General features: G+C 45.7%; 16 protein-coding genes and 1 tRNA gene. 8 read left to right on the plus strand and 9 right to left on the minus strand.

The window, feature by feature from the left end:
- The first annotated feature begins 179 nt into the window (after positions 1–179).
- Both QUA58_RS00005 and cheB read left to right on the plus strand, forming a co-directional pair.
- A complete protein-coding gene (locus tag QUA58_RS00005) occupies positions 180–2,675 on the plus strand; it encodes a hybrid sensor histidine kinase/response regulator (protein WP_333392661.1) in 2,496 nt (831 codons plus the stop codon).
- Between the two features lie 276 nt (positions 2,676–2,951).
- The gene (gene cheB, locus QUA58_RS00010) at positions 2,952–4,037 is read left to right on the plus strand and encodes a chemotaxis-specific protein-glutamate methyltransferase CheB (RefSeq protein ID WP_333392575.1); all 1,086 of its coding nucleotides are present in this window, start codon (positions 2,952–2,954) and stop codon (positions 4,035–4,037) included.
- A 148-nt stretch (positions 4,038–4,185) separates the two neighbouring features.
- Here the strand turns inward: cheB and QUA58_RS00015 are convergent, their stop codons facing one another.
- Positions 4,186–4,572 carry a response regulator gene (locus QUA58_RS00015; RefSeq protein WP_015175702.1) on the minus strand — a complete coding sequence of 129 codons (387 nt, stop codon included), beginning with the start codon at positions 4,570–4,572 and terminating at the stop codon, positions 4,186–4,188.
- 740 nt (positions 4,573–5,312) lie between these two features.
- On the opposite strand from QUA58_RS00015, the gene QUA58_RS00020 reads away from it, so the two are divergent.
- Both QUA58_RS00020 and QUA58_RS00025 read left to right on the plus strand, forming a co-directional pair.
- Complete coding sequence (locus QUA58_RS00020) at positions 5,313–8,120, plus strand: GAF domain-containing protein (RefSeq protein ID WP_333392576.1); 2,808 nt, start codon at positions 5,313–5,315, stop codon at positions 8,118–8,120.
- A gap of 101 nt (positions 8,121–8,221) precedes the next feature.
- Positions 8,222–8,293, plus strand: a tRNA-Gln gene (locus QUA58_RS00025).
- A 322-nt stretch (positions 8,294–8,615) separates the two neighbouring features.
- Here QUA58_RS00025 and QUA58_RS00030 read toward each other — a convergent pair.
- The 3 genes from QUA58_RS00030 to QUA58_RS00035 form a co-directional block, all read right to left on the minus strand.
- Entirely contained in the window at positions 8,616–9,617 is a 1,002-nt protein-coding gene (locus QUA58_RS00030; protein ID WP_333392577.1) for a transposase, read from the minus strand.
- On the minus strand, positions 9,562–9,882 hold the full coding sequence (locus QUA58_RS31435) for a hypothetical protein (RefSeq protein WP_333309862.1): 321 nt from the start codon (positions 9,880–9,882) through the stop codon (positions 9,562–9,564). Before QUA58_RS31435 ends, QUA58_RS00030 begins: the two co-directional genes overlap by 56 nt.
- 817 nt (positions 9,883–10,699) lie before the next feature.
- Positions 10,700–12,202 (minus strand): serine hydrolase, encoded by a 1,503-nt coding sequence (locus QUA58_RS00035; RefSeq protein ID WP_445301855.1) that lies wholly within the window; start codon positions 12,200–12,202, stop codon positions 10,700–10,702.
- A gap of 179 nt (positions 12,203–12,381) precedes the next feature.
- Between QUA58_RS00035 and QUA58_RS00040 the strand changes: the two genes are divergently transcribed.
- Positions 12,382–13,494, plus strand: a complete 1,113-nt coding sequence (locus QUA58_RS00040; protein WP_333253318.1) for an N-acetylmuramoyl-L-alanine amidase-like domain-containing protein — start codon at positions 12,382–12,384, stop codon at positions 13,492–13,494.
- A gap of 48 nt (positions 13,495–13,542) precedes the next feature.
- On the opposite strand, the gene QUA58_RS31440 is transcribed toward QUA58_RS00040, so the two are convergent.
- On the minus strand, positions 13,543–13,770 hold the full coding sequence (locus tag QUA58_RS31440; protein WP_445243684.1) for a DUF2809 domain-containing protein: 228 nt from the start codon (positions 13,768–13,770) through the stop codon (positions 13,543–13,545).
- A gap of 635 nt (positions 13,771–14,405) precedes the next feature.
- On the opposite strand from QUA58_RS31440, the gene QUA58_RS00045 reads away from it, so the two are divergent.
- The gene (locus tag QUA58_RS00045; protein WP_333253316.1) at positions 14,406–15,149 is read left to right on the plus strand and encodes a TylF/MycF/NovP-related O-methyltransferase; all 744 of its coding nucleotides are present in this window, start codon (positions 14,406–14,408) and stop codon (positions 15,147–15,149) included.
- 238 nt (positions 15,150–15,387) lie between these two features.
- Here the strand turns inward: QUA58_RS00045 and QUA58_RS00050 are convergent, their stop codons facing one another.
- Complete coding sequence (locus tag QUA58_RS00050) at positions 15,388–16,806, minus strand: D-alanyl-D-alanine carboxypeptidase (protein ID WP_333253314.1); 1,419 nt, start codon at positions 16,804–16,806, stop codon at positions 15,388–15,390.
- 584 nt (positions 16,807–17,390) lie between these two features.
- Entirely contained in the window at positions 17,391–17,726 is a 336-nt protein-coding gene (locus tag QUA58_RS00055) for a ribbon-helix-helix domain-containing protein (protein WP_333253312.1), read from the minus strand.
- A gap of 582 nt (positions 17,727–18,308) precedes the next feature.
- Here QUA58_RS00055 and QUA58_RS00060 point away from each other — a divergent pair.
- Both QUA58_RS00060 and QUA58_RS00065 read left to right on the plus strand, forming a co-directional pair.
- Positions 18,309–18,824, plus strand: a complete 516-nt coding sequence (locus QUA58_RS00060; protein WP_333121920.1) for an HNH endonuclease — start codon at positions 18,309–18,311, stop codon at positions 18,822–18,824.
- Between the two features lie 247 nt (positions 18,825–19,071).
- Positions 19,072–19,470, plus strand: a complete 399-nt coding sequence (locus tag QUA58_RS00065) for an alr0857 family protein (protein WP_333253310.1) — start codon at positions 19,072–19,074, stop codon at positions 19,468–19,470.
- 256 nt (positions 19,471–19,726) lie between these two features.
- Here the strand turns inward: QUA58_RS00065 and QUA58_RS00070 are convergent, their stop codons facing one another.
- Complete coding sequence (locus QUA58_RS00070) at positions 19,727–21,796, minus strand: ShlB/FhaC/HecB family hemolysin secretion/activation protein (RefSeq protein ID WP_333392578.1); 2,070 nt, start codon at positions 21,794–21,796, stop codon at positions 19,727–19,729.
- Between the two features lie 502 nt (positions 21,797–22,298).
- Entirely contained in the window at positions 22,299–23,165 is an 867-nt protein-coding gene (locus tag QUA58_RS00075) for a DUF928 domain-containing protein (RefSeq protein WP_333392579.1), read from the minus strand.
- Between the last annotated feature and the right edge of the window lie 57 nt (positions 23,166–23,222).

The following is a 23,222-nucleotide window of genomic DNA, read 5'->3' on the forward strand; positions in this document are numbered from 1 at the left end:
TGATCGCTGGTATTTATAATTATGAACTTTCTTTGAAGACAAATTAGCCCTCGCCTGAGACTTTCGCAAGAGGTCTATTAGTCATTAGTCATTAGCAATCGACTGACTATTCCACATAATTATCATTACCAATTACCCATGAGCCATGCTCAATTACCTATTACTCAAAAACATATATGATGATTGAAGATCAAGAACTTCGAGATGTATTTAAAGTCGCTAGTCAAGAACACTTACAGAAACTAGACGATGGATTGCTGTACTTAGAACAACATCCCAGCGACTTAGCTAAGCTAGAACAATTGTTGCGGGAAACCCATTCTCTTAAAGGTGATGCTGGGATGCTGGGCGTAAAGAATGTAGCATCTTTAGCTCATCAAATGGAGCATATTTTGGAGGGTGTCAAGCGGGGAGAAACTCAACTGAATTTGGATATTAGCGATCGACTTTCGCAAGGTTTAGAGGCCATGCGGAAACTCGTTAACGAAGCCGTTACCGGCGAAGATTCCGGCGTTAATACTTTTTACATCCTCGCTAGCATGATGGGTTCTTCTAGTCAGCCACAGCCACAGGCTGCAGCCTCAATAGTAGATCCCTCATCTTCACAAGTACCAGAACAACCGTTGATAGAACCGCAATTTACTGAGCCTCTTATTCAAGAACTAGAAACAAATGTTGAAACTTCTGAAGTCCTTAACTTAGAGAAAAATTCCTCTTTTTTACCCCTACAATCAAAGCCAGAATTTCTACGGCAAGATCAAAACTTGCAGGTACCTTCTGGGCCGGCAAGTGAGTCGGCTTCGCAGTCGGCAGTTACTGCATCCTCAACCTCATCTTACCGCATTGAAACCATTCGCGTTGCTACTCAAAATTTAGACGATTTAATGACTCAAGCAGGGGAACTTACTGTCACAAAAACTCGGCTAGGACACCGAGTTGCAGAGATCGAACAAATTACAACTTTGTGGGAAGAGTGGAGCCGAGAATATTTTGTAACGAGCTTGAGTTTTGATCGGATGCAAATAGATGAAAATGGTATTAAACCTAACGGTAAATTTAGCCAATTGCAGGATTACTATCAACGTACAGAAGAACGTTTAGAACGTCTCGGAACTTTAGTCAACCGATTGAGAAATCGAGTTTATGAAGATACTGCCAGACTCGAATTAATCGCTGAGGCATTAGAATCAGGAATTCGCACTCTGAGACTGCTGCCTTTGTCTACTATTTTTAATTTATTTCCTCGCACTGTTCGAGACTTAGCGAAACGGGAAGGTAAAGAAGTTGCATTAGTGATTGAAGGAGGCGAAACTACAGCAGATAAACGCATTTTAGAGGAAATGAAAGACCCTTTAATGCACATGATTAGAAATGCGATCGACCACGGTATTGAAACTGTTGCAGAGCGGAAAAAGCTCGGCAAACCTCCCGTGGCTACTCTCCGAATTAAAGGCTATAATATTGCTAGCAATATTATTATTGAAGTTGCTGATGATGGCCGGGGACTAAATCTAGAGAGCATTAAACAAATGGCTGTAAAACGTAATATTTGTACGCTTGAAGAACTGGCAGAAATGACCGATACTCAAGTACAATCTTTGATTTTTACTCCGGGGTTTTCGACCAAAAAATTTGTTACCGAAATATCGGGGCGCGGGGTGGGTTTAGATGTAGTTCGCACTAATGTTGAAGCCCTAAAAGGTAGTATCCAAGTAGAGTCTTTACCGGGTAAAGGATGCACTTTGAGGCTGCAAATCAGCACGTCTTTAGCTACAGCAAATGTATTAATTGTCATAGTTGAAGACATTCCTTATGCTCTGCCAGTAGAGTTTGTAGACACGGCTCAACAGGTGTCTCAGTCTGAGATATTTGCTATAGAAGGTAAGGAAACTATACTTTCAAAGGGTCACCCTCTGTCAGTTGCTCATCTGACAGATTTACTAGAATTAAACAATAGACAAGGGTGGCAAAAAAATCGGTATTTGAGACAGGAAACTGGGAGCGAAACTCTGAGAAAAAATCAAAATTACTTCCTAAATTCAACTTCTTCAAAAATGCCTTGTATTGTTTTGAAAGTTGGGGAGGAAAGATTTGGATTATTTGTAGATGCTTTGATAGACGAACAGGATGTGGTGATGAAACCTCAAAGTCAATTGCTGAAACGGGTGCGAAATATTTCGGGCGCCACAATTCTGGGTACTGGGGAAGTTTGTATGGTACTCAATCCCCACGATTTGATAAAATCTGTACGCCAGCAAGTTTCGTCCCGTGGGGTTTCTGGTGCGCGATCGCAACTTGAGACTGCCAGCAGAAAACAAGTTATACTATTAGCAGAAGACTCGATAGCCACGCGCACTCAAGAAAAGCGCATCCTGGAAGGTGCGGGTTACGAAGTTGTGACTGCGGTAGACGGATTGGATGCTTTCCATAAATTGAAAACTCGCGATTTTGATGCTGTGATTTCTGACGTACAAATGCCAAATTTAGATGGTTTGGCTCTGACTGTTAAGATTCGGGAGCAAAAAGAATACAGTGAGTTGCCGATAATTTTAGTGACATCTTTGGCATCGGATGAAGATAGAAAAAGAGGGGCTGATGCGGGGGCAAATGCTTATATTCCTAAAGGTACTTTCAATCAAGATGTGTTGGTAGAGACACTAAAAAGGTTAGTTTAGTCATTAGTCATTACTCCTTGGTTATTAGGCATTTGTTATTTACTACCAATTAGCAAGGCCGAATATCCAGTGCCCAGTGCACAATTACCAGTGCATAGATGCTGATCAATGCCCAATACTTTGACTACGCGGTTACTGAGCGACTCGTGCTGAGTGTAGCCACTCGCCCTGGGCGGTTTGCCCGCTCAGCTTCGCCGAATGGAAGTAAGTCGAAGGGCAGCACAAGTGCCCTATTCCCCATTCCCCATTTCCCATTCCCCATTCCCCAGCAAACTGATGTTATCGCCCATTAAACTATTGTTAGTTGAAGATTCTCCAGTAGTTACGCTCGTCCTCAAACGAATTTTTGAGTCCTCGCCAGACATCCAAGTTGTAGGAACAGCTTGCAACGGATTAGAAGGACTAGAATTAATCCCCAAACTTCAGCCCCAAGTAATCTGTACGGATTTGAATATGGCACCAATGAACGGGTTAGAATTTACCGAAGAAGTAATGAAGAAATATCCGCTACCAATTTTAGTAATTAGTGCTTCAGTGCAAGCGAATGATACTCAGAATGTATTTCAAGTGTTAAAGGCTGGTGCATTGGATGTTTTTCCTAAACCGATGGGCGGGTTGGTATCAGATTACGAGCGCCTAGCCAGTCAATTAATAGCTAAGGTTAAAATACTCTCAGGAGTTAAAGTATTTACACGGCATCAAAAAACTATGCCAACACAAGATAATAATCAAGTTGTAAAAATTAACCAAGCACCAGTTCCTAATTACAAATTTTCCAACGAAAATGTTAAATCTCCCACTATTAAAGTATTGGCTATAGGGGCTTCTACAGGGGGGCCGCAAGCACTGTACGCAATTATTTCTAAACTTCCGGCTAGTTTTCCAGTGCCTATAATTTGTGTCCAGCACATCAGTGAAGGTTTTTTGCAAGGATTAGTTGATTGGCTGGGTTGTGAATCGAAACTGCCTGTTAAGATAGCTTCTTTTGGGGAATTGCCACAAGCAGGAACTGTTTATTTCCCGCCCGAAAAACGTCATTTAGAATTGGACTCTCAAGGGCGATTTGTTTATTCAGAAGCTGCTCATGCCGCAGGACACTGCCCTTCTGTAACGGTGACATTTAAGTCGGTAGCTAATTTTTATAGTCGGGCAGCAGCGGGGGTTTTGCTGACAGGAATGGGTAGAGATGGTGCTGACGGAATGTTGGCGATCGCCAGACAAGGCGGGTTGACAATCGCTCAAGACGAAGCTAGCTGCATTGTCTTCGGAATGCCCAAGGAGGCGATCGCCCTCGGTGCCGCCCAATATGTTCTACCTGTCAGTGCGATCGCTCCTTTACTCCTGGCAAAATTAAAAATTTAGGACTTACCTCGCAAATTGTGCAGAATGCCCCGCCCCCCGACTTGTTAAAGAAGTCGAGGATCAGAGAGGGCGATCGCAACTTTTTAGTTCATTAATTACTTAAATTACTTCATTAATTACTCAAAACTATTTTTTTTTCTAAGTCCAATTATTTGATTTTGATAAACTTACCAATTACCTCGCGCAACTTATCAGCATCAAACGGCTTAGTTAAATACTCTGTTGCTCCCGCCAAACGCCCCTGTACCTTATCAAAGGCTCCATCTCGCGCTGTCAGCATTACGATCGGCAAATTCTGAAACTGAGGCAAGCTCCGCACCGTGCGGCAGAGTTCCAATCCGTCAATACCAGGCATCGAAACATCCAGCAACAAAACAGAAATTTGTTCGTGATAAATCGTTGACAAAGCATCCACTGCATTGTCGGTTACGAGAACTCGAAACTCTTTGCTTAAGGCTTGTTTAACAAGTCCTTGCATCACGACGCTATCATCAACTGCCAAAATAGTTGGTACTTGACTGCTACTTGCAGACATATTCTTCTCCCTGTTTATTTATAGTTCTTGAAAATACAAAACATACTTCCTGCAGTTATTTTTTGAGAGTTGCCTCTACACAATAATTGTCAACCCCGTTGGAGCGTTAGTTGAAACATTACCCCTCTTTTTTCACCTCAAACTCGAAAAAAGGGATTGGGAGAGTGGTCGATCGGCAATTACAACAGTTGCAAAATGTGCATCCGGGCCCAGAAACCCTAAAAGGTCGAGTTTGAACAACTATTGTTACAAAGTTTAACATCTTACCAATCTTTTGTAATTCATCTCCTAACTGTAGTTGAACTCCCGGCTAAGGCACAGCTCGGTAAGGGACACTGGTATTGTGGCACAAACCCCTGATTTAAATCTACCAGCAAGCCAGCTACCCACGATTAGATAAGTCTGTTAAAATACAATTAAACTGATAAAAAAATTCTAGGTAAGCAATCGTCATATATTTTGGAAAGCTGCTTCCTCCCAACAGAGGCTCTGAGATTTAGAGAGCCGGAGGTATTCAAAAGCATAGTCAACTGGAAGTATAATTTGTATAGTCTTAGATCTGGGCTGTTCTAACTCCGATAACTCAAAAGTTTCCAGATCAGTCAAGAGGTTAGTTTGAATTCGGCGCAAGCAGCCTGCGCCGAAGTTGCGCCCACGGTCTCCCATCACACAATTCATAGCTTGTTTTTCTCTAAAGTATTGAGAAGGGCGGTTGCCAGCAACTAGACGGGCAGTTACACATGATGAAAGCACCCTTGCCTCTTGGTAAAAAAGTGTTCAATCTCCATAACATTGACTTGTATCAGCTTCTCGGCTCTGCTCCAGATGCTTGCTTGGACAATTTGGTCGGTTTGGCAGCTCAAATCAGCCGAACTCCTATTGCTTTCTTGAGCTTGATTGACGGTAATCGCCACTGGTTGAAGTCGCAGTTAGGTATCGATCGAACTTTGGCCCACCGTTACCTGAATTTTTGCGATCGCGCCCTGGATCAAACTCCCGAAGAGTTCACCAAGAGCTCAAACTCAAACTCGGAATTTGACCGGGCAATTTCCCTGCAACAACCGCCAGTTGCTCCCGAATTTGCGATCGAACTCCCTATAAATTCCTTTAAAGAACTGCCTGCCGCCATTGTCCATGACGCTTCCACAGATGTGAGATTTGGCGAACACCCGCTGATCGTTTTCTACCCCTTCGTGAAATTTTACGCCGGAATCCCAGTAGTCAGCTCTGATGGGCAGGTGCTGGGAGTGCTATCCGTCATGGACTCGGTGCCGCGAGACTTGACAAAAGAAACGATACAAGGTCTGCAAGCTTTGAGCCGGCAAGTTGCGAGTTTGGTGGAGCTGCGCTGGCAATTAGTCAATGCCCAGAAACAGTTGCCAGAGGCAGAAGATATCAGCTCGAACAGCCAGCAAATCTCCGAGTTAGTTCCTGGCTCGAACCCATCCAGCTTGTGTGCGGTGCATACGCCACAGAGCAGCAGGAGAATATACGCAACAAAAAAGCTCCCAACGCTGGGGGAAACAGGCAAATCTCAATATTTGTGGGAAAATTCAGCGGGCATCGGGCGCACGGACGATACCCAACCAATCGGAGAAATTGTTGCCGGCCCTGGGGACACCTCCGATCGCCAACTAACGGCAGCGTCCCTACAAGAGCGAGCTCGCTTGGGATCTCTGCAAGCTAAAGTCGGTGCAGCCCTCGGACAAGGTGGGAAAATATCGCCCATCCTCAACCGCTGCACCGAGGCAATGGTAGATTACCTCGACGCCAAAGAGGCGAGTATCTGGACGTTCAACCCGCAGACAGAGCAGTTAGAATTGCAGGCAGATTCAGGACTCACCATCGAAGGGTGGGAACGGGAAATAGAAGATTGGGTGCGAGCAGAAGCGGGAAAACTCCAAACGGCTCCTGTATGCCTACTGTCGAACCCGTCTCTCTGCGCCATTGCCTATCCGCTGATAGTGGAGGAGCGGCTGGTGGGAGTGCTGGCTCTGTGCAGTAGCGCTTTGGTAAGCGAGGGAGCGCTAGAAGTTCTGGGCTGCATGGCTAACGCCATCGCCGTGGCGATCGATCGCATCACGGCCCGAGAAGAATTGTTGAGCCGCCGGGAAGGCCTGCTGTTCGGTCTCGCCAGCCAGATGCGGAATTCCCTCGACCTCGACAAAATTTTAGATACGGCTGTCAACGAAATTCGCAGCTTGTTGCAGGTTGACCAGTGCTACTTTTTGTGGTACTCTATCTCGCGAGACGGGCAGCCAAGCTTTGCAATCACCCACGAGGCGGCAAATCCCGAACTGAAAGAGCGGCTTACAGAATATCCGATCGAACAAGTAACCCTGCTGGCCGAGAAAATTTGCCACCGCCAAACGCTCCGGATCGGGGACGCGGCAACAGCACTGTGCATAGAACCGCCCACGCGAGATTTTTTGACCAGTCTCGGGATTTTTTCTAAGCTGCTGCTGCCACTCAAGACTCGCTCCGGTCAAATGGGTGCTGTAGTTTGCAACCATTACAGCAGCCACCATTCCTGGACGACGAGCGAAGTGGAATTGCTGCAAGCGGTGGTTGATCAACTGGCGATCGCGATCGACCAAGCCGAACTCTACGCCCAAACCCGCGCGGCAGCCTTAGCCGCCCAAACTCAAGCCCGCCAACTGACGGAAACTTTGCAGCAGTTGCAGCAGAAAGAAGCTCAGCTCATCCAAAACGAAAAAATGTCCTCTCTCGGTCAAATGGTCGCCGGCGTCGCCCATGAAATTAACAATCCGGTTAATTTTATTTACGGCAACTTGACTTATTGCAAGCAGTACATGAAAAATCTGCTGGATTTGCTGCACTTGTATCAAAAGCACTACCCCGAGCCTTGCCCCGAAATTCTCGACAAAAGCGAAGAAATCGATGTTGATTTCATAGCGCCCGATTTGCTGAAAATTCTGTCTTCAATAGAGATGGGAACCGAACGCATCCGCCAAATAGTCCTGTCTCTGCGGAACTTTGCGCGGCACGACGAAGCAGAGATGAAGCTGGTGGACATTCACGAAGGGATTGACAGCACGCTGCTGATTTTGCAGAGCCGCTTGAAGTCAAATGGGCTAATACCGGGAATTGAGGTAATTAAAGACTACGGCAACTTCCCGAAGGTAGAGTGCTATCCCGGGCAGCTCAACCAAGTATTTATGAATATTTTGGCGAATGCGATCGACTCTTTGGAAAATCAGCCCCCACCCAAGACGATCAAAATCTCGACGGCGGTGGTGGCCCCAAACTCGGAGGCTGATGATTCAGGAAAGTCGAGTCCTCAAGTTGTGGTGATTCGGATTCAAGACAGCGGGCCCGGATTGGCCGAAAAAGCTAAATGCCACTTGTTTGACCCTTTCTTTACCACTAAACCTGTGGGCAAGGGTACGGGACTCGGCTTGTCTATCAGCTACCAGATTGTGGTGGAAAAACACGGAGGAAGCTTGAACTGTATCTCGCAACCTGGACAGGGAGCGGATTTCAGTATTGAAATCCCGGTAGCTCGCCCCCGTGCGATCAAAGAATAAACCTGCGGGCGATCGGTTTCAAAAAGATTTTTTAAATTTTATTGTCAAAGTGCTTGACAGATTCCCGTGTCTGGGTGTTAGTATAGTAAATGTTGAGACGTTGGGGCGTCGCCAAGTGGTAAGGCAGCTGGTTTTGGTCCAGCCATTCAGAGGTTCGAATCCTTTCGCCCCAGTTAAATTGTGTCCGGTAAATCAATTGTTTAACTCATCGTTTAGAGTTAGCTAGACAGGCGGGAATCCCGAGCCCATAATCTTTGATTTGGGGTGGGATGAGAGCCGCGCTCCTGTGAGGAGCGATCCTGCCGCGATGTTGGGCCCAGCCAACCAGCATTCTTTGGATGGCGACGAGACGAGCACTCATTGTATTGACACTCTCAGCGCTAAAGCGACTGAGATTCTTAAGATTTCGCAACCTTAATATCCTGATTACTCAGGTTCCCAAACTCACCGCGTTTGCTCTTTGAGCACGGTGATGTCTTTTGGGCGTTTAGATGACTAGCACTCCCGTTTCGCAGAGTCCCCACGTACTATTTTTAAAGCTCTATCTCTGATGGTTTTTGCAGCGCCAATATCAGCGTGTTCGTGATAGCCACATTCGACACAGATGAACTTTTCACCATCTCTATTCGACTTGTCAATATGACCGCAATTCCTGCATTCTTGGCTAGAGTGTTTAGGATTGATTTTAATTGTGATTTTTCCTTGCTTCACAGCAAGATACTCAATCTTCAAAATCAATTCACCCCAACCTGCATCAGAGATAGAACGATTCAAACCTTTTTTTCTGGATTGTCCCTTCTTAAGAAACCTCCCAGCTTTTTCGTCAGTTGTCACCTTGCATCGGCGCATCATCCCAGAGATGTTTAAATCTTCTAGGGCAATCACATCGACGTTGCGAGACACAATCTTGTTAGCAACTTTCCATTGGTAAGCTTGACGTTTATTACCAATCTTTTGATGAAATTGCCCAACTCTGATAGCCGCTTTTTTGCGGTTTTTGCTACCTTTGACCTTACGGCTAACTCGCCTTTGTCTATTTTTTAGAGTCCGCTTAGCTTTTTTGTTGGTTGCAAACTTGGGATTCTCGATTTGATGTCCATCAGAAAGGTGAACCAACTTAGTTATTCCTAAATCGCACCCTATTACTTTGGGATTATTACCAAGAAGTTTAGCGCTGTATTCAGGTACAGATTTATCCTCTATTCTGAGGGAAATATACCAACCATTTTGACGTTTTCTAACCGTGCAAGCCTTGATGGTAAACCCATCTGGGATTGAGCGAGAGTTATGAAATCGCATCTGGCCCAGTTGAGGGAGATAGATTTTATTGCCCTTTAGTTTGACGCCCATCACATAAGTAAAAGACGTAAAGTTGCTACGGTTTTTGAACCTGGGAAATCCTCTGCCTTCAAAGAAATTCTTGTAAGCAGTGTCTAATCGTTTAACATTCTGTTGTAGAACTTTTGAATCTATTTGAGCATGACCTTGGTCTAGCAATTTTCAATTCTGGCAATGCTGTAATTTGAATGTCCGCCGCACTTCTACGGGGATTTCTAGCCTGACCTTCTTGATCAAACTTATAGTCTTTCCAGGGATTTCCGGTGGCGCCACTTTTGCTAACGAAACAGGTTAACGGTGAAACTTCGCCATAAGTTCTAATATCGCAGTAGTCGCCTTGGACAAACTGTTGGCTGTATTGGGTAATTCTGTCATTTAGACACCAGTTGTAATGACTTCTAAGCATATTTACCCAAGCCGACATTTTTAAGACTTGCGTTTGATTGGGGCGCAATTTGTAAATATAGTTTGTTAGCAATCTCACTCATCTCCTTGTTCATATCTTAATATAGCAGTCGCCTTTTAAATATTAAGAATTAAGAAAGATTCACGGCGGTTAAAACCGCCCGTGCCGCTTACATCTCATGGCTAAAGCCGATGAGTTTTCCGCTTGCCGAACTTTTTTTTATAATTGTGGTAGAATACTCGTATCTTCGATCGCAGAATAACAATCTAGATAACAATAAAACAGCTTTGATGTGACAAGTGGGGCGGGACGTGTTCCTCACTATAAAACGCCGTAGAGGGAAACGATTGGAGTACCTTGAGGGAAGATCTTGATATCCTTGACCGGACTCAGATGCCTACAACATACCGCTTGCGGTTGGTGTATGAGCGTCACGGCTTGCTCATAGGATATAACAAACCGGGTTTCTGGCTGCGGGTTTGACCTAAAATCCTAGATTTGTGGTCAAGAAATTGGTTTTTGTGGTCGTCAGTACCCATTTTTGGCAGAAACCGTTGTTTGTGCGTAATATCACTTCTGAGTGCGCCGGAATTGTAAAATCGAGTCAACATTCAACACTCAGATCAAATCCGGTTGCATTGGAATAATTAAACCACTCTTGACGCCGAAAAAACAGAGAAAGAGAACAGAGAGATGAATAATTCCGATGCAACCGGATTTGATATCAACCATCCTTCAGTTTTTCGAGTGACAGTAAACAGTCAACAGTCAATAGTCAACTTTTCGACTAACAGTCAACAGTCAACAGTCAACAGTCAACCCGCCCTACTCCATATTACTGCAAAGTGATGGGGCCACGAGCGTTTAGCCGGTCGAAAACGTATCGGGAAATGGCCGGAAATGCTGTTTCGTCCTTGGCGTAGGCCGGATCGTCTGCAAAAACAACTAAGATATAAATCGCGCGATCGTCTAAAGTTCTAACAAAAGCCGCTTCGCTGCGTGATTTGGAAGTATAGCCTACTTTGGAACCAAAATAAATATTAGTTGGTAAAGATTCGCCGAGAAATCCTTGTATCGAATTGCTAGGGTCATTTTTCCAGGCCTTGGGGTCTAAGTCTCTAGTCAGCAAGTAAGCCATTTTGCGGCTCGCGACGCTAGAAACCGCTTGCCTAGTATAGATTTCATATATTAATCTGGCGGCTTGGTCGGTAGTTACTTGATTGCGAATCGGCTGGGAAGCATCGCCCCGCAATTGCAAGTCGCGACCGATTGGACCTTCTTGCCTCAAATAGTATATGGGATAATTTTTGGTGGTTATACGAAGATCATTGTAGCCTGCTGACTGGAAAAAGGAGTTAATTTGATTGCGCTTTTTCAGCCATGTTTGCAACTCTTCTCCGGCGAGCCTGCCCCCGGATTTTGTATCTGTGATTTTGTCTAAAAGCCTGCTGGCAGCATCGTTGTTGGAGATGCCAATCATTTGTTCTAGATCGTTTTTGAAGGCTGATTCTTTTTGCGTAATTATGCCTTTTTCTATGGCTGAGTAAAAGGCTGCCATCCAAAATAACTTGGCAACGCTAGCGGGAAATCTGAGACTTTGATTTTGATATCCGGCAAAGGTGTGAGTTTTGGAATTGCTGACATCAAATAAGGTAATTGATAGCCGTTCTGCAGGCAATCCTTTGCTGCTTGCAATTTTCACAGATTCATCAACAATCCCTTGCAATTCTTGAGAGTAAACGGGATTGGGAGGTGTTTTGATGTTGTAGCTAAAGGTAGGCTCGCTTTGAGGAGCGGCTAAATTTTCCGATGGTTCAATTGTCGGAGGCGAGAGTGTTTCTTGAGGCGAGACGGCCTGTTGAGCCAAGATAACTGGCGGTTCTGGGGGACGGCGAATTCTGAAGGGCATTGTGACGAGCCAAAAAAACGCGATCGCCCCGACAATTAAACACAAAATGTTACGGTATTTGAGCCGAGAAAATTTCGTCCTCACTCGGCGACGAGACGGGACTGGGCCTTCGCTGCTTTGGCGACGGGGCCCGACTAGGCGCTGGCTGCTTTGGGGTCGGGATTGGATTATACCTCTTGCATGAATCTTTGCTCGATCGGTCAACCGCAGATACAAGGCAGATGAACGCAGATTAACGCAGATAATTTCAAGAATTGAGAGCGACTTTTGCAACAAGTCTATTGGGCGTCGGGTCTGGATTGGGCGTCGGGACTTGACTGGACGCTCGCTGCTTTGGCGTCGGGACTTGACTGGACGCTCGCTGCTTTGGCGTCGGGGCTGGATTGGGCGTTGGGGCCCGATTGGGCTGCGTCGGCGGTCTACTTGCATTACAGTGTTGTGGTATCAAACTCGCACGATCAGTTTATAATAGGGCGGCGTCTAAATGACAAGGGTGTCGATCGAGTCCGCTGTTGCCAATTTTATCTGTCTACTAGGCTGATTGAGACTTCTAGTAATTGTAAAATTTTCAGGATAGCACTGAGTTGAAGCAAAATCCTTTGAAAAACATGAGAAATTTTTGGAGTCTGGCTGTTTTGGGATTTGCGATCGTCGGCGTGAATAATTCTTTGATACCTGATGTTTGGGCATTTCAGTCTCAATCTGCTACGGGATATGTTGTCGATCGACAAACAGCAGGACAGGGCGCGGATGTAGCGTTTTCCTTGACGGGAGAAAGCGAAAATCTGGAAGTAACAAACAAGCAAACTGTTTCCAGTTTTCTGAGTATGTTTTGGGACTTCAACAATTTAGCGGCAATTTCCTATTCCGAATTGCTGGATGTACTGGCGAGACGACCAGACTCAAACAATACCGAGAGAGAAACCGTTGCACAGCCTGAAGACATAGCACGTTTTGAAAAGGTTGTACAGTATGCAAAACAACAAAATTTGCACGATCGCCCGATCGGAGAAATCGTCCAGGCGATCGCCGATAATTTCCAAGGATTGCCCTACGCCGCTGGTTTGCTGGACGAATCCGGCGAAGAAAAGTTGATCGTAACTTTGAATAAATTTGATTGCGTTTTGTTTGTAGAAACCGTTTTGGCTATTTCGCGGGGCGTAGCAGTACAAGATTACGACTATCAAAATTTTGTCAATCGCATAGAAGAACAGCGGTATTTAAATGGTAAAATAAACGGTTATTGCAGCAGATTGCACTATTTTTCCGAATGGATTAACGACAATCAAAAACGGCAAAGTGTGGAAAATATCACCGCTGAATTAGGTGGAGTTCCCATGAATAAAACACTAAATTTTATGAGCCAGCACCGCAGCAGTTACCCGCAAATGGTCAAAGATGAAGCGACTTATCAGTGCATAGTCAGCCAAGAAGCAGAATTAGCCAAAAATACTGTTAATTACATCCCGACAAATCGGATAAAAAGTGTTTATTCTCAATTAAAACCAGGGGATATTGTAGCGGTAGCCACGGATGTTAAAGGATTGGATGTCACCCATACGGGTTTTGTGTACAGGAATGCAGACGGGAATCTGGGCTTAATTCACGCTTCCCCGGCTGGGGAGGTGACAGTTGCTTACGACTTGCACAGATATATTAGCAGAGTCGAAAGTGCGATCGGCATTGTGGTAGCTAAGCCGATCGATCCCAGATCAAGATGATATGTGAGGTTATCAACAGAAAAGACTAAAAGCCTTACTACGAACCTGTTAGGATTTTTGATGTCTTTTCATGATTTTATGCTTCAGACAAACCACCAAAACCCACTCCACAATACATCCGAAAATATAGCCGATAAAATCCTCGCAAGCAAAGCTGCTACCCATAAATATATACCCGAATAATCTAGCCCTAATCCATTGCAAAAAACGAGGAAGCCACAGTTGGCTAAATTCAATTGCGGAGTAAAAAAGGAGAACTCCCCATTCTTTTAACAACTGATTAAGCTGTTGCGGGATTTAAATTTTCTGTCAAAAAAAAATCAAAATCTTTTGGGGAGTAGGGGTTGGGCGTCCCGCCCGCCCTGAATATACAATTTAAATGCGCGACAGCTTACCAATAAACTAGGTTTATTGCCGATCGCCTACCCCTGGGATGACGCAAGTGCCTTGATCGCACTCCTGAGCGGGCTGGTCTTCATAATTTACCTTGACAAAACGTGAGAACCTACCGCTCATCAGGCTTTACTTGTGATGTGAATTGAAGTAATTGCCTCTTTCTTCTGAAAAGGAGATGATTTCATGCTTTGCAGCAATCGGGATTTCATCCTGATTTCATAATTGCGTGCAATTCTAGAGAAGTAAACTAATTTGAAGTATCTCAGGTAGCAACATTTTCTTTTGTTACTCTATCTCTAGTCTCAATGAAGTGAGTGTTTCTCAACTTCTTTGCAAAGAGAGGATTTTCATTTCTTCTATTTAAAGTCATTGCTATTAGCAGCTTCCCAAACGTTTATTCCACCGCTATTCAAAACTATGTAATTCGGTGCCACCACTATGCTGCTGATGCCAGGATTCTAAGTGAAGTCCTCCATCCTCTCAACCACTATTCACAATTTTATCTAGCAAACGACATGAACAATACTTTCATTGCAACTTATTTTGATTGGGATCACCGGACTCCACGCAAACGCCATCGTTTGGCTAATCGGGTATTGAATAAATTGCGTTTGAACGGTCAAGTTATTCCCAAATCGCCTGGTATGGCAAGTATAGAAGCTCGAATGAATATTTTTCATTTGGCAAGCCAAACAGCAGCATACAAAGTATCTGGTGATGTTGTCGAAGTGGGTTGTAATGCTGGCGAAAGTTCGATTGTGATCAAAAAAGTTCTGAATGAGTATGCGCCGGAGAAACAATTTCATGTGTTTGACAGCTTTGAAGGGCTTCCAAAACTACAAGGAGACGATATTAAAGATGGAGTATACGATCAAGGTTCGATGACAGCGAGACTCGACGAATTCAAAAATAATTTTTCCGCTGTTGGACTGGATCTACCACATATTCATAAAGGATGGTTTGAGGATACTGTTCCTTCATGTCTTCCAGATAAGATCAGCTTTGCAATTGTGGACGGCGATCTATATAGCTCTACTAAATATGTACTGCCCCATGTTTACGAGCGTTTAACGCCAGGAGCTATTTGCTTATTTGGCATTTATTATGATGAAAAGGTGTTTTCACGTCCACATACTGCTGAGCCTTTCAAATCGCCTGGTGTAAAACGTGCTTGTGATGAGTTTTTTGCAGACAAGCCTGAAAAAGTCTCTGTACTCTATGCTTGTGAGTATTCCAACGGCTATTTTCGCAAGCTGTAGAGACAGAGCAGTTTGATGGGAATAATAATCTGGTGTTTGTATCCTGAGAGTGTTTCATCACCTTTATAAATAGGGCATTCCTCGGAATTTGCCGATAAATAATAAATCTTGTTTATTGCCGATCGCCAAGACCTATAATGACGCAAATACGTCGATGGCACCTTGACAGGGTTGGGTGCTTATGGCGCACCTTACGCTACTTAAAAATCAAGGAATAAAATCCTTACTCCAAACCCCATTAATTGATGATTTCGCTGCGAGATACCTTACTAATTCTAGCAGGATTTGGCGTTAATTCTGGCGGCGAAACTTGAACACTTCCCCACTCATTCAAAAAGCTTTTCAGCAAAACCTCTTGCTGAGTGCGAAATGTCTCGACATTTGCCCCGCGATTCATAATCACAAACCACACTGTTTCTTGTTTTTGAGTGGGCAGGGCTCCGCCCAAAGCGCTAACATTATCCAATGTGCCAGATTTGACCACTGCTAATTGGGGAAGCGACCGTTCTGATAGTATTCCTTTATCTTTCCCAACTACAGTTAAGACATCCGCAACTGTCATACTGTAAGGTTGAAGATAGCGTTCTAAAGCTATAAATAACGCGCAAGCAGCCCGGGGAGAAATGAGATTTTCTTCGCTCAATCCCGAACCATTGACGAGTTGAATTTCTGCGGGCGGAACTCCGGTTGCTGCTGCTGCTTTTTGCGCGACTGTTTTGGCGCCGCCGACAGTATCAGCTAGCATATCTGCCATGAGATTGTTGCTGTACTGATTCATTTTTTTAATCAGTTCAGCAAGGGGCAAAGAATAATGTTTGACTAAAGGCTGCACGTCATTGGGAGATGCTGGCAAAACTTGTACAGTACCCTCAATTGCTATTTGGGGTTTGGGCGTATTGGGAGGCAGGGTTTGATACTGGGCGGCGGCTTCGCTGGGCCAGATTTGACTGTTCAATCCTTGTTTGAGCAATTCTCCCGATTTGAGGGGATCAAGTTCAAAGTTCATGTAAAACTTATCGACAATTATCAAATTGCCACTGACTCGCTTGATGCCTTTTTGATTTAAGGCGTTACCAAGGGCGATCGCCTCTTCCCAGACAAACAAAGGATCGGCGCTTCCCTGAACAATTAAATCACCTTTTAATACGCCGTTTTCTATTTTTCCTGTTGTACCAATTAAGGTAATAAATTCATGTTCCGGCCCGAATTGTTGCAGCGCGACGAGAGATGTTGCTACTTTGGTAATAGAAGCGGCTGACAGAGGAACTGTACCTTGATGATTGGCTAGCAATGTATTGCCTGATTGCATCCAGATGCCTTGGTCTTCTTTGGCAAAACCTTGGGCTGTCAACCCGTTGAGATATTGCTGGATTTTGGTATTTGTGGGGGTTTCGGGATTGGTAGCAGAGACTATTAAGGGCTGAGGCTGACTTGGTTTAACTGGCGGCGGGGAAGATTCAGCTACAGGAGAGGGAGGTGCAAGTTGAGGTGATTCAGTAGCTGCACATCCGGCAATAATTGTGAGAAGGGCGATCGAACTTACAGCAGTCAAGTAGCGGTTTTTCAGCATTACTTTAATTTTTTTCATCAAATGTACGATCGTCTGTTCGGCACGCCCGATGGAAAGTTTAGCATTAACCCGCGCCTTTTGGAGCATCCGGAGCTGCGTTACCAGAATTGTGAACCGCTAACATTACCCATCTTCTTCTCTATCTTTCTTCGTGCTCTACCCTACGGCAACGGCTTCGCCGAACCCGTCTTCGTGGTTCGTTAAATAGATATTGTTTAAATACTGCGGGATTTTATACCAATAGCCCGGACTGTTTTTAGTTCGTAATCTGAAACCTTAGATTTTTCGTTGGTAGCTCACATCTTGCATCATTCTCAAGAACAGGCTTTCCGGCCTGTTCCACAACAAGTGCAATTTCTTGTGGAAAGTAGGGGTTGGGCAGGAGAGCCCGCCCATAAAAAGCTTATTGAAAATGGTGCAAGATGTCAGTTGGTAGTTCGATTGCCACATCGCCTTGAAATCCTTATTCTACGGTTGGCACTCAACAACTGTCCGAAGTATTTTTATATTTTTTCACAAAAAAATGCAATTCTAGGCAACCTCCAAACCTTTATCTCATAAGTCATTCCCAAATCTAAAATCTAAAATCTAAAATCTAAAATAGAATGATCTTCAGCGCCTGGGGCCTTCACCCCAGGCCGATCGCTCTCACAAATTTTCGGTAAACTGGTTTATCCAGCCATACTCCCCATACTCAGCGGCACCATCTCGCCGTGAATCGTCAGGCCTAATAACATCGGCCCACCCGGTCGGATCAACTCTCCTGTAAGCGCGCAGCGTTCCTCCTGCTGTGCTGTGGCATTAATGCTGGCTCGAATATCCGATCGAGAAAACATCTGCCGATACTCTCCAGACTTCTGCTGCACGTAATTCCAGAGCAAATCTCGAATCAAAGCTTGATAGCCTTGATTGCCTGCGAGCTCTTTAAGTCTCTCTTTGAGCTCTCTTTCGAGTCGAATGCTGGTGACTTCCATTTCGGTGGTTGAGGTTCTAGGTAGGGTATGCATAATTTTTTCTCCGTGACGGGTGGACATCTGTGTAATATCAGTGTAGTATGTTTACAGCTAGATTGAAAGCCTCTTAACCACCTTCTGCCTACAGTGAAATTTCTCCCCACCTACTCCACCTATCAACTGAAGTGCGATCGCCCCACGGGTCGCTCCGAGTCCTTACGGCACGTCTTTAGCACGGGTTTTGCGACAGTCGCAGCGACCTCGTGGGCGGGCCGGGGCCTAAATAAACACGGTTATAGTGGATTAGGACAAATGGCAGAAATTCATTACAACGAGATAGACCACGAGGGTCTGCAAGTGGCACAGCCATATCGAGATACGCGAAGCGGGAGGTACAGCTAAACGACTGTACCAAGACAGGATGAAAATTTGCATGAAAGCAGTTTTTCTAGCCCCCGCTTCTAAGTAAGAGAAGCGGGGGCATTTGATTGGATATTTGAGAAATTCGATCCGCTTGGGGAACTGGCAAAAAACCAGATGTAGCCAATGCTGAGGAAGCAACCAAAATTCAAAATTCAAAATCTAAAATCTAAAATCCAAAATCTAAAATCCAAAATTGACGAGGAGGAGCAAGCCGTGAACGTAGTAACTGATGTATTGAGGCAATCTGTGGTGGTGTTTTCTCAGAATTACCTACCAATGAGCCGTGTCAACATCAAACGGGCGATCGTACTGTTGGTAACAGGCAAGGCTGAACCTCTGGATTTTAGCATTGGCAACGGCTGGCTGGTGCGATCGCCCAGCACCAGCATCCACGTACCCGAACAAATCCGCTTGACTTTTGGTAACAGGGAACGCCTGTGGAAAGTGCCCCCGGTGAATCGCCGGGAAGTTCTGCGCCGCGACGCTCATTCTTGCCAATACTGCGGTAGCAATCGGCATTTGACGCTGGATCACGTCATGCCTCGCTCGAAGGGCGGCCCGCATACTTGGGACAACGTGGTGACTGCTTGCGAACGGTGCAACTCTCGTAAGGGCGATCGAACTCCCATAGAAGCTGGAATGTCTCTGCGAACTAAGCCGAAGGCCCCCATACACCCCACTGTTGCTTTTGCCGAACTGTTTTGGCACGAATACCAAATTGGGGAATAGGGAATGGGGAATAGGGCATGGCGCATGGGGCATGGGCCAAACAGGTAATTGGTAATAGCTAATAGTTAATAGCTAATTCAGTCCTGTAATTAAAAAGGATTTTAGTTCGGAATAGCAAACTTTTCATTCCGACCTATCCAATGCCCAATGCCCCATGCCCCATGCCCCATGCCCCATGCCCGATGCCCAATTCCCCATTCCCGATTTTCAATTTTAAACTTTCAATTCCAAATTTAGGGCTGTCAATATGCTGAAGTTGACTTACACTGAAACGGGCTTTAACCTAGAGCGTTTAGCTCAATCTCCCGAACAGTTAGTGGCGCTGCGAGTTGTGCTGGCTATGCGAGTTGGTCAAAGCATCAGCGTCGAACCGAGCACTGCGGCATTTTTGCTGCCCGTGAATTTGCCAGCGCTGTCTCTGTTGGAATCTGAGGCGCGCCGAAACGACAACGATGCGATCAACCTTTGTGTTGCTGATGCTGACTTTGTAGAAGTGACTCTGCGCGGTACGTGGATTTCTGACGCGTCTGAGGGGGCTGACGGGGTGTTTGCGACTGTGTTGGGCGATCGGGCGGAGCTCTTGCTGCTCAAACTCTGGCTCGAAACTCAGGCTGCTGCGGAGGTTGTCGGGGAAGTCGGCGATTAATATCAATTCCGGTTGCACTCAGGAGAGATGACTGTTGACTGTTGACTGTTGACTGTTGACTGTTTGAACAATACCCATGCAACCGAAAACGATATAAGATCCGATGTTGAAGGAAGAAGGAAGAGGGAAGTTCGGCAACGGATGCAAGTAACGGATGTAACGGATGGAAGAAGGAAGAACGAAGAGGGAAGAAGGAAATATTTTCTTCATCTCCCACTCTCCCCCTCTCCCTCTCTCCCTCTTTCCCCCTCTCTCCTTATGGCGTATAAATTATGTTGAAGTAAATTCCCTTATCTTGCAGATTGTCGCCCCTATCGCTAATTCTCACCAAAGGAAAAGCGTAATCTAGGCGCAGGTTCACCCGCTGTATCGGTTCCCAGATTACCCCCAAACCCACACCTGCTAAAAATGTCTGATTTGTTAATTTATTAGGATTGTTCGCAACGTTCCACACCGTACCCGCATCCAAAAAAGGAGCCAATTGAAGTTTGGGATTTCCCGAAGCATCGCGCTGCAAAGTAATCCGATCTTCGATGGAAACTCTGAAGCCGTTATCGCCAGAACGGACATTTTGGCGGTAGCCGCGCAAAGATTGTCCACCGCCAATTACAAATTGCTGGGAAGGCAACAAACTATTAGCTGACAACTGTAAGTCTGCCTGCACAATTAATAAATGTTTGTCATTCAATCGCTGTACTCGCTGCACTTGACCCAGCCAGCTAAAAAATTGTCCGTCGGGATCAGAACCTTCGTATGCAGTAGCATCAAACAAGCTAGTGCCGATCGTAAATTGCGATCGCACGGCCCAAGCACCCTGCGGGTCGCGCCGAATGTAGTCCTGTCCCAGCTTAATTGCGCTCGTAGTGCTGACACCCTTGGACTCCGGGCGGATGCCAAAAGAAACCGGTTCGCCCGCGACAAAAGTTCTGCCTGTCTGATAAGTAACACCGGCAGACAAGGCAAATTCTTCGATCGGCGTTCTTCGCAACGGCTGGCGGTAACTTAATTCAAATAAATGCGATTTTCCCGAAATGTCAAAACGGTTAAAAGGTGCTTGTACAATACTGTTGCGGTTTGGCGCTGCCCTCAATTGCAAAGTGCCGTTCATCGCATTTAGCGGCACGCGATAGCTGAAATCAAACACATCTGAATCGCCGAGCGATCGATAATAAGCCCCTGCCAGTTCGTCGCCATTTCCTGTTATATTGCGGTGCCGCAAACTAACTCCCAATCTTTCGGAACCGACACTGGGAGGCGAGTAATTGTCAATGCTTAAACTAGGCTGAAATGGATTAGCTTCCGAGATTCGGACGATCAGAATGCTCTCGCCTTCATTATCCCCAGCCCGCAGACTGGCTTCTACATTGTCAAATAAAGGATCGACTCGCAGCAGCCGGAGTTGGTCTTCTAATGAAGCTGTGCTTAAAGGCATTCCCGCCCCGAGTCGAATCCGGCTGCGGATGTAACTTGGATTCAATCTTTTAGTTCCTTCTACCTCAATTCGGGCTAGCTTGCCTTCAATCACTTGAATTTGGACTACCCCTGCGGTGATAGTTTGGGGCGGCAAGACTGCTCTAGAAGTGATGTAGCCACGATTGAGGTAAATTTCGGTAATTTTGTCGGCGATTTGTTTGAGCTGTTCTAGGGTGGTAGAACGGCCTTCTAAGGGGTTGACTAAGGCATTAATTTCGTCTTGGCTTAAAATTGTGCTGCCAACTACTTGAATTTTCTGCACCTCAATTGGTGTATTCGGCAGCGTTGGGGGAACTGGCGACGGAGACGGAGACTCCGGCGCTACTGTGGGCGGTACTTGGGGAGGTTCTGGGGAAGGCTGCGGGGCAGGTTGCAGAAATCGATCGCGATTTGGATCTGGCTGAGTCGGTGGCGGTGGGAGGTTGGGAGGCGGCGAGGGTTGGTTCTGGGCTAAAACATGATTGCAATGTAGCTGGTTCTGACATTGGGGATCATTGTCAACCAGATTTGTTTGTTCGGGCAAGATGCCCGCACCACAAGCAGTTTCATCGATTGTGGAACAGGCAGCTTGGCTGTTCTCGGCGGGGGTCGATTGTGCTTCTGGTTCAGGGTTGGTCTCGATGGAATCGGGAAGCTGATTTAAGTTGGTCGCTGTTTCATCCTGGTTGATTTCCAGTTTTTGCAGTGCTAATACTTGATTGCCCGTATCTGCTGAGTTGTCAGCGGCGACGGGCAACTGAGAAATATCGTTTGTTTGGGATATAGCTTTATTGGCGTAAAAGCAAGCCATCGGGAGCGCAGTTAGAAGTGAAATCCCCAACCGAAATAGTGCAATATTTGCATTCGGGCGCATAATTAATAATTTCTCTAAAATAAGTTTGTCGGCTGCTTGACTATGCTAGTTTATCATTTAGTATTAGGCGAAATTTTACCATCAAAATCTCCACAGTCCGCCTTTCAAGATGCCAGAAGTCCGAACTGCTGATCAGTACACAAATTTTAATTTATTTAGGACGATCGACCAAACAACCCGCAACAGCCAAAAATCATCTGTGGCGCTGCCAAATACCGCGCTCTAAACCGAATTTTTCCTACTTGCTGCACCAGTCATACTATTTTAGGTTTGAGATTTGAGATTTGGCAATGACTGATGGCTATCACCGTTGGGAGCATCTCATATTTGTAAAAACACTTCTTCTGACTCTTTCCCCTGGCTCTTTCCTCCTGGCTCTTTCCTCCTGGCTGCTGGCTCCTGGCTGCTGGCTCCAATTTCTAGCTTGGCGACAAAAGTGAGATGCTCCGTCACCGTTTGGGGCTTGCCTACCGTTGCATTCTTTTTTGAAACTGGTGTTGAATTATTTTCTTGTGATAGGTGTTAACTCACTTGCGACTAAGGGTTCTTGGGCTATTTTGCCGAGTTCGACTGAGTTCAACACTGCTAACCACTTGATCGCTAAACTGGCATCGCTGGGAGACTCGATACGCAATTGAGCTAGAGTGGCCAGGTACTCGTACCAGAGACTTTGTTGGGCGAAGATGCTGAGCTTGGTGAGATCGGACGATCGATCCAACTCTGTTTTCACGGTTGGGGCGAGTGCGGTGCGGTTGATCCACCCGGAAACGAGAACATCATCTCTTGTATTTTTTGGGTTGCATTTGATAGTAAAGTACCATTGATAGTTTTTGCCAACTTCCAGGGCTGGCGAGTTGTCGTCGGAGCCGAGGCTGACGCTAACGATACCTGCACGGCTAGTTACCATGCGAAAACTTTTTTTGTATAGTGTTTTGTCTCTTTGGTCTGCTAACTCAAACTGAACTGTTTTGTCGAGGGCTACGGGAAGGTAGTAGAAAAATGTTGGCTTTGCTGATATGGTTTGCCCCATAGTTGATTGGGGAATCAAGGCAGTTAAGGCAGTTGTGGCCGTGGGGCATTCTAAGCCGCGGGTTCCTCCCCCTTCACGCCTTCCGGGTACTCCGTCCTCCGGCGGTTGAAAGCTATTCCACGTGGAGCCCGTTGGCTGAATGTTCGGTCTGCTTCCGCTGGGTTCAGGGGGTTGAACTGTTTGCCAGTTGAGGGGTAGCTGCGGTGGTGAGGCGCGCTGGACAATGTTTGCGGGGCTGTTGAGAGCCTCTGCTGGTATTAAAAAACTACCGGCGGCAACTGCCTCTAAAGACAGAATTAAGGAAAGAGTACCGATATTTAGAGCAGACTTCAAAGCCATGACGAACCTGCCTTTTGATGAACCTAGGAACTTTATCGCACGGTTTTATTCTATCCA

This window comes from Microcoleus sp. N9_A1 (genome assembly GCF_036701795.1).
GTDB lineage: Bacteria > Cyanobacteriota > Cyanobacteriia > Cyanobacteriales > Microcoleaceae > Microcoleus.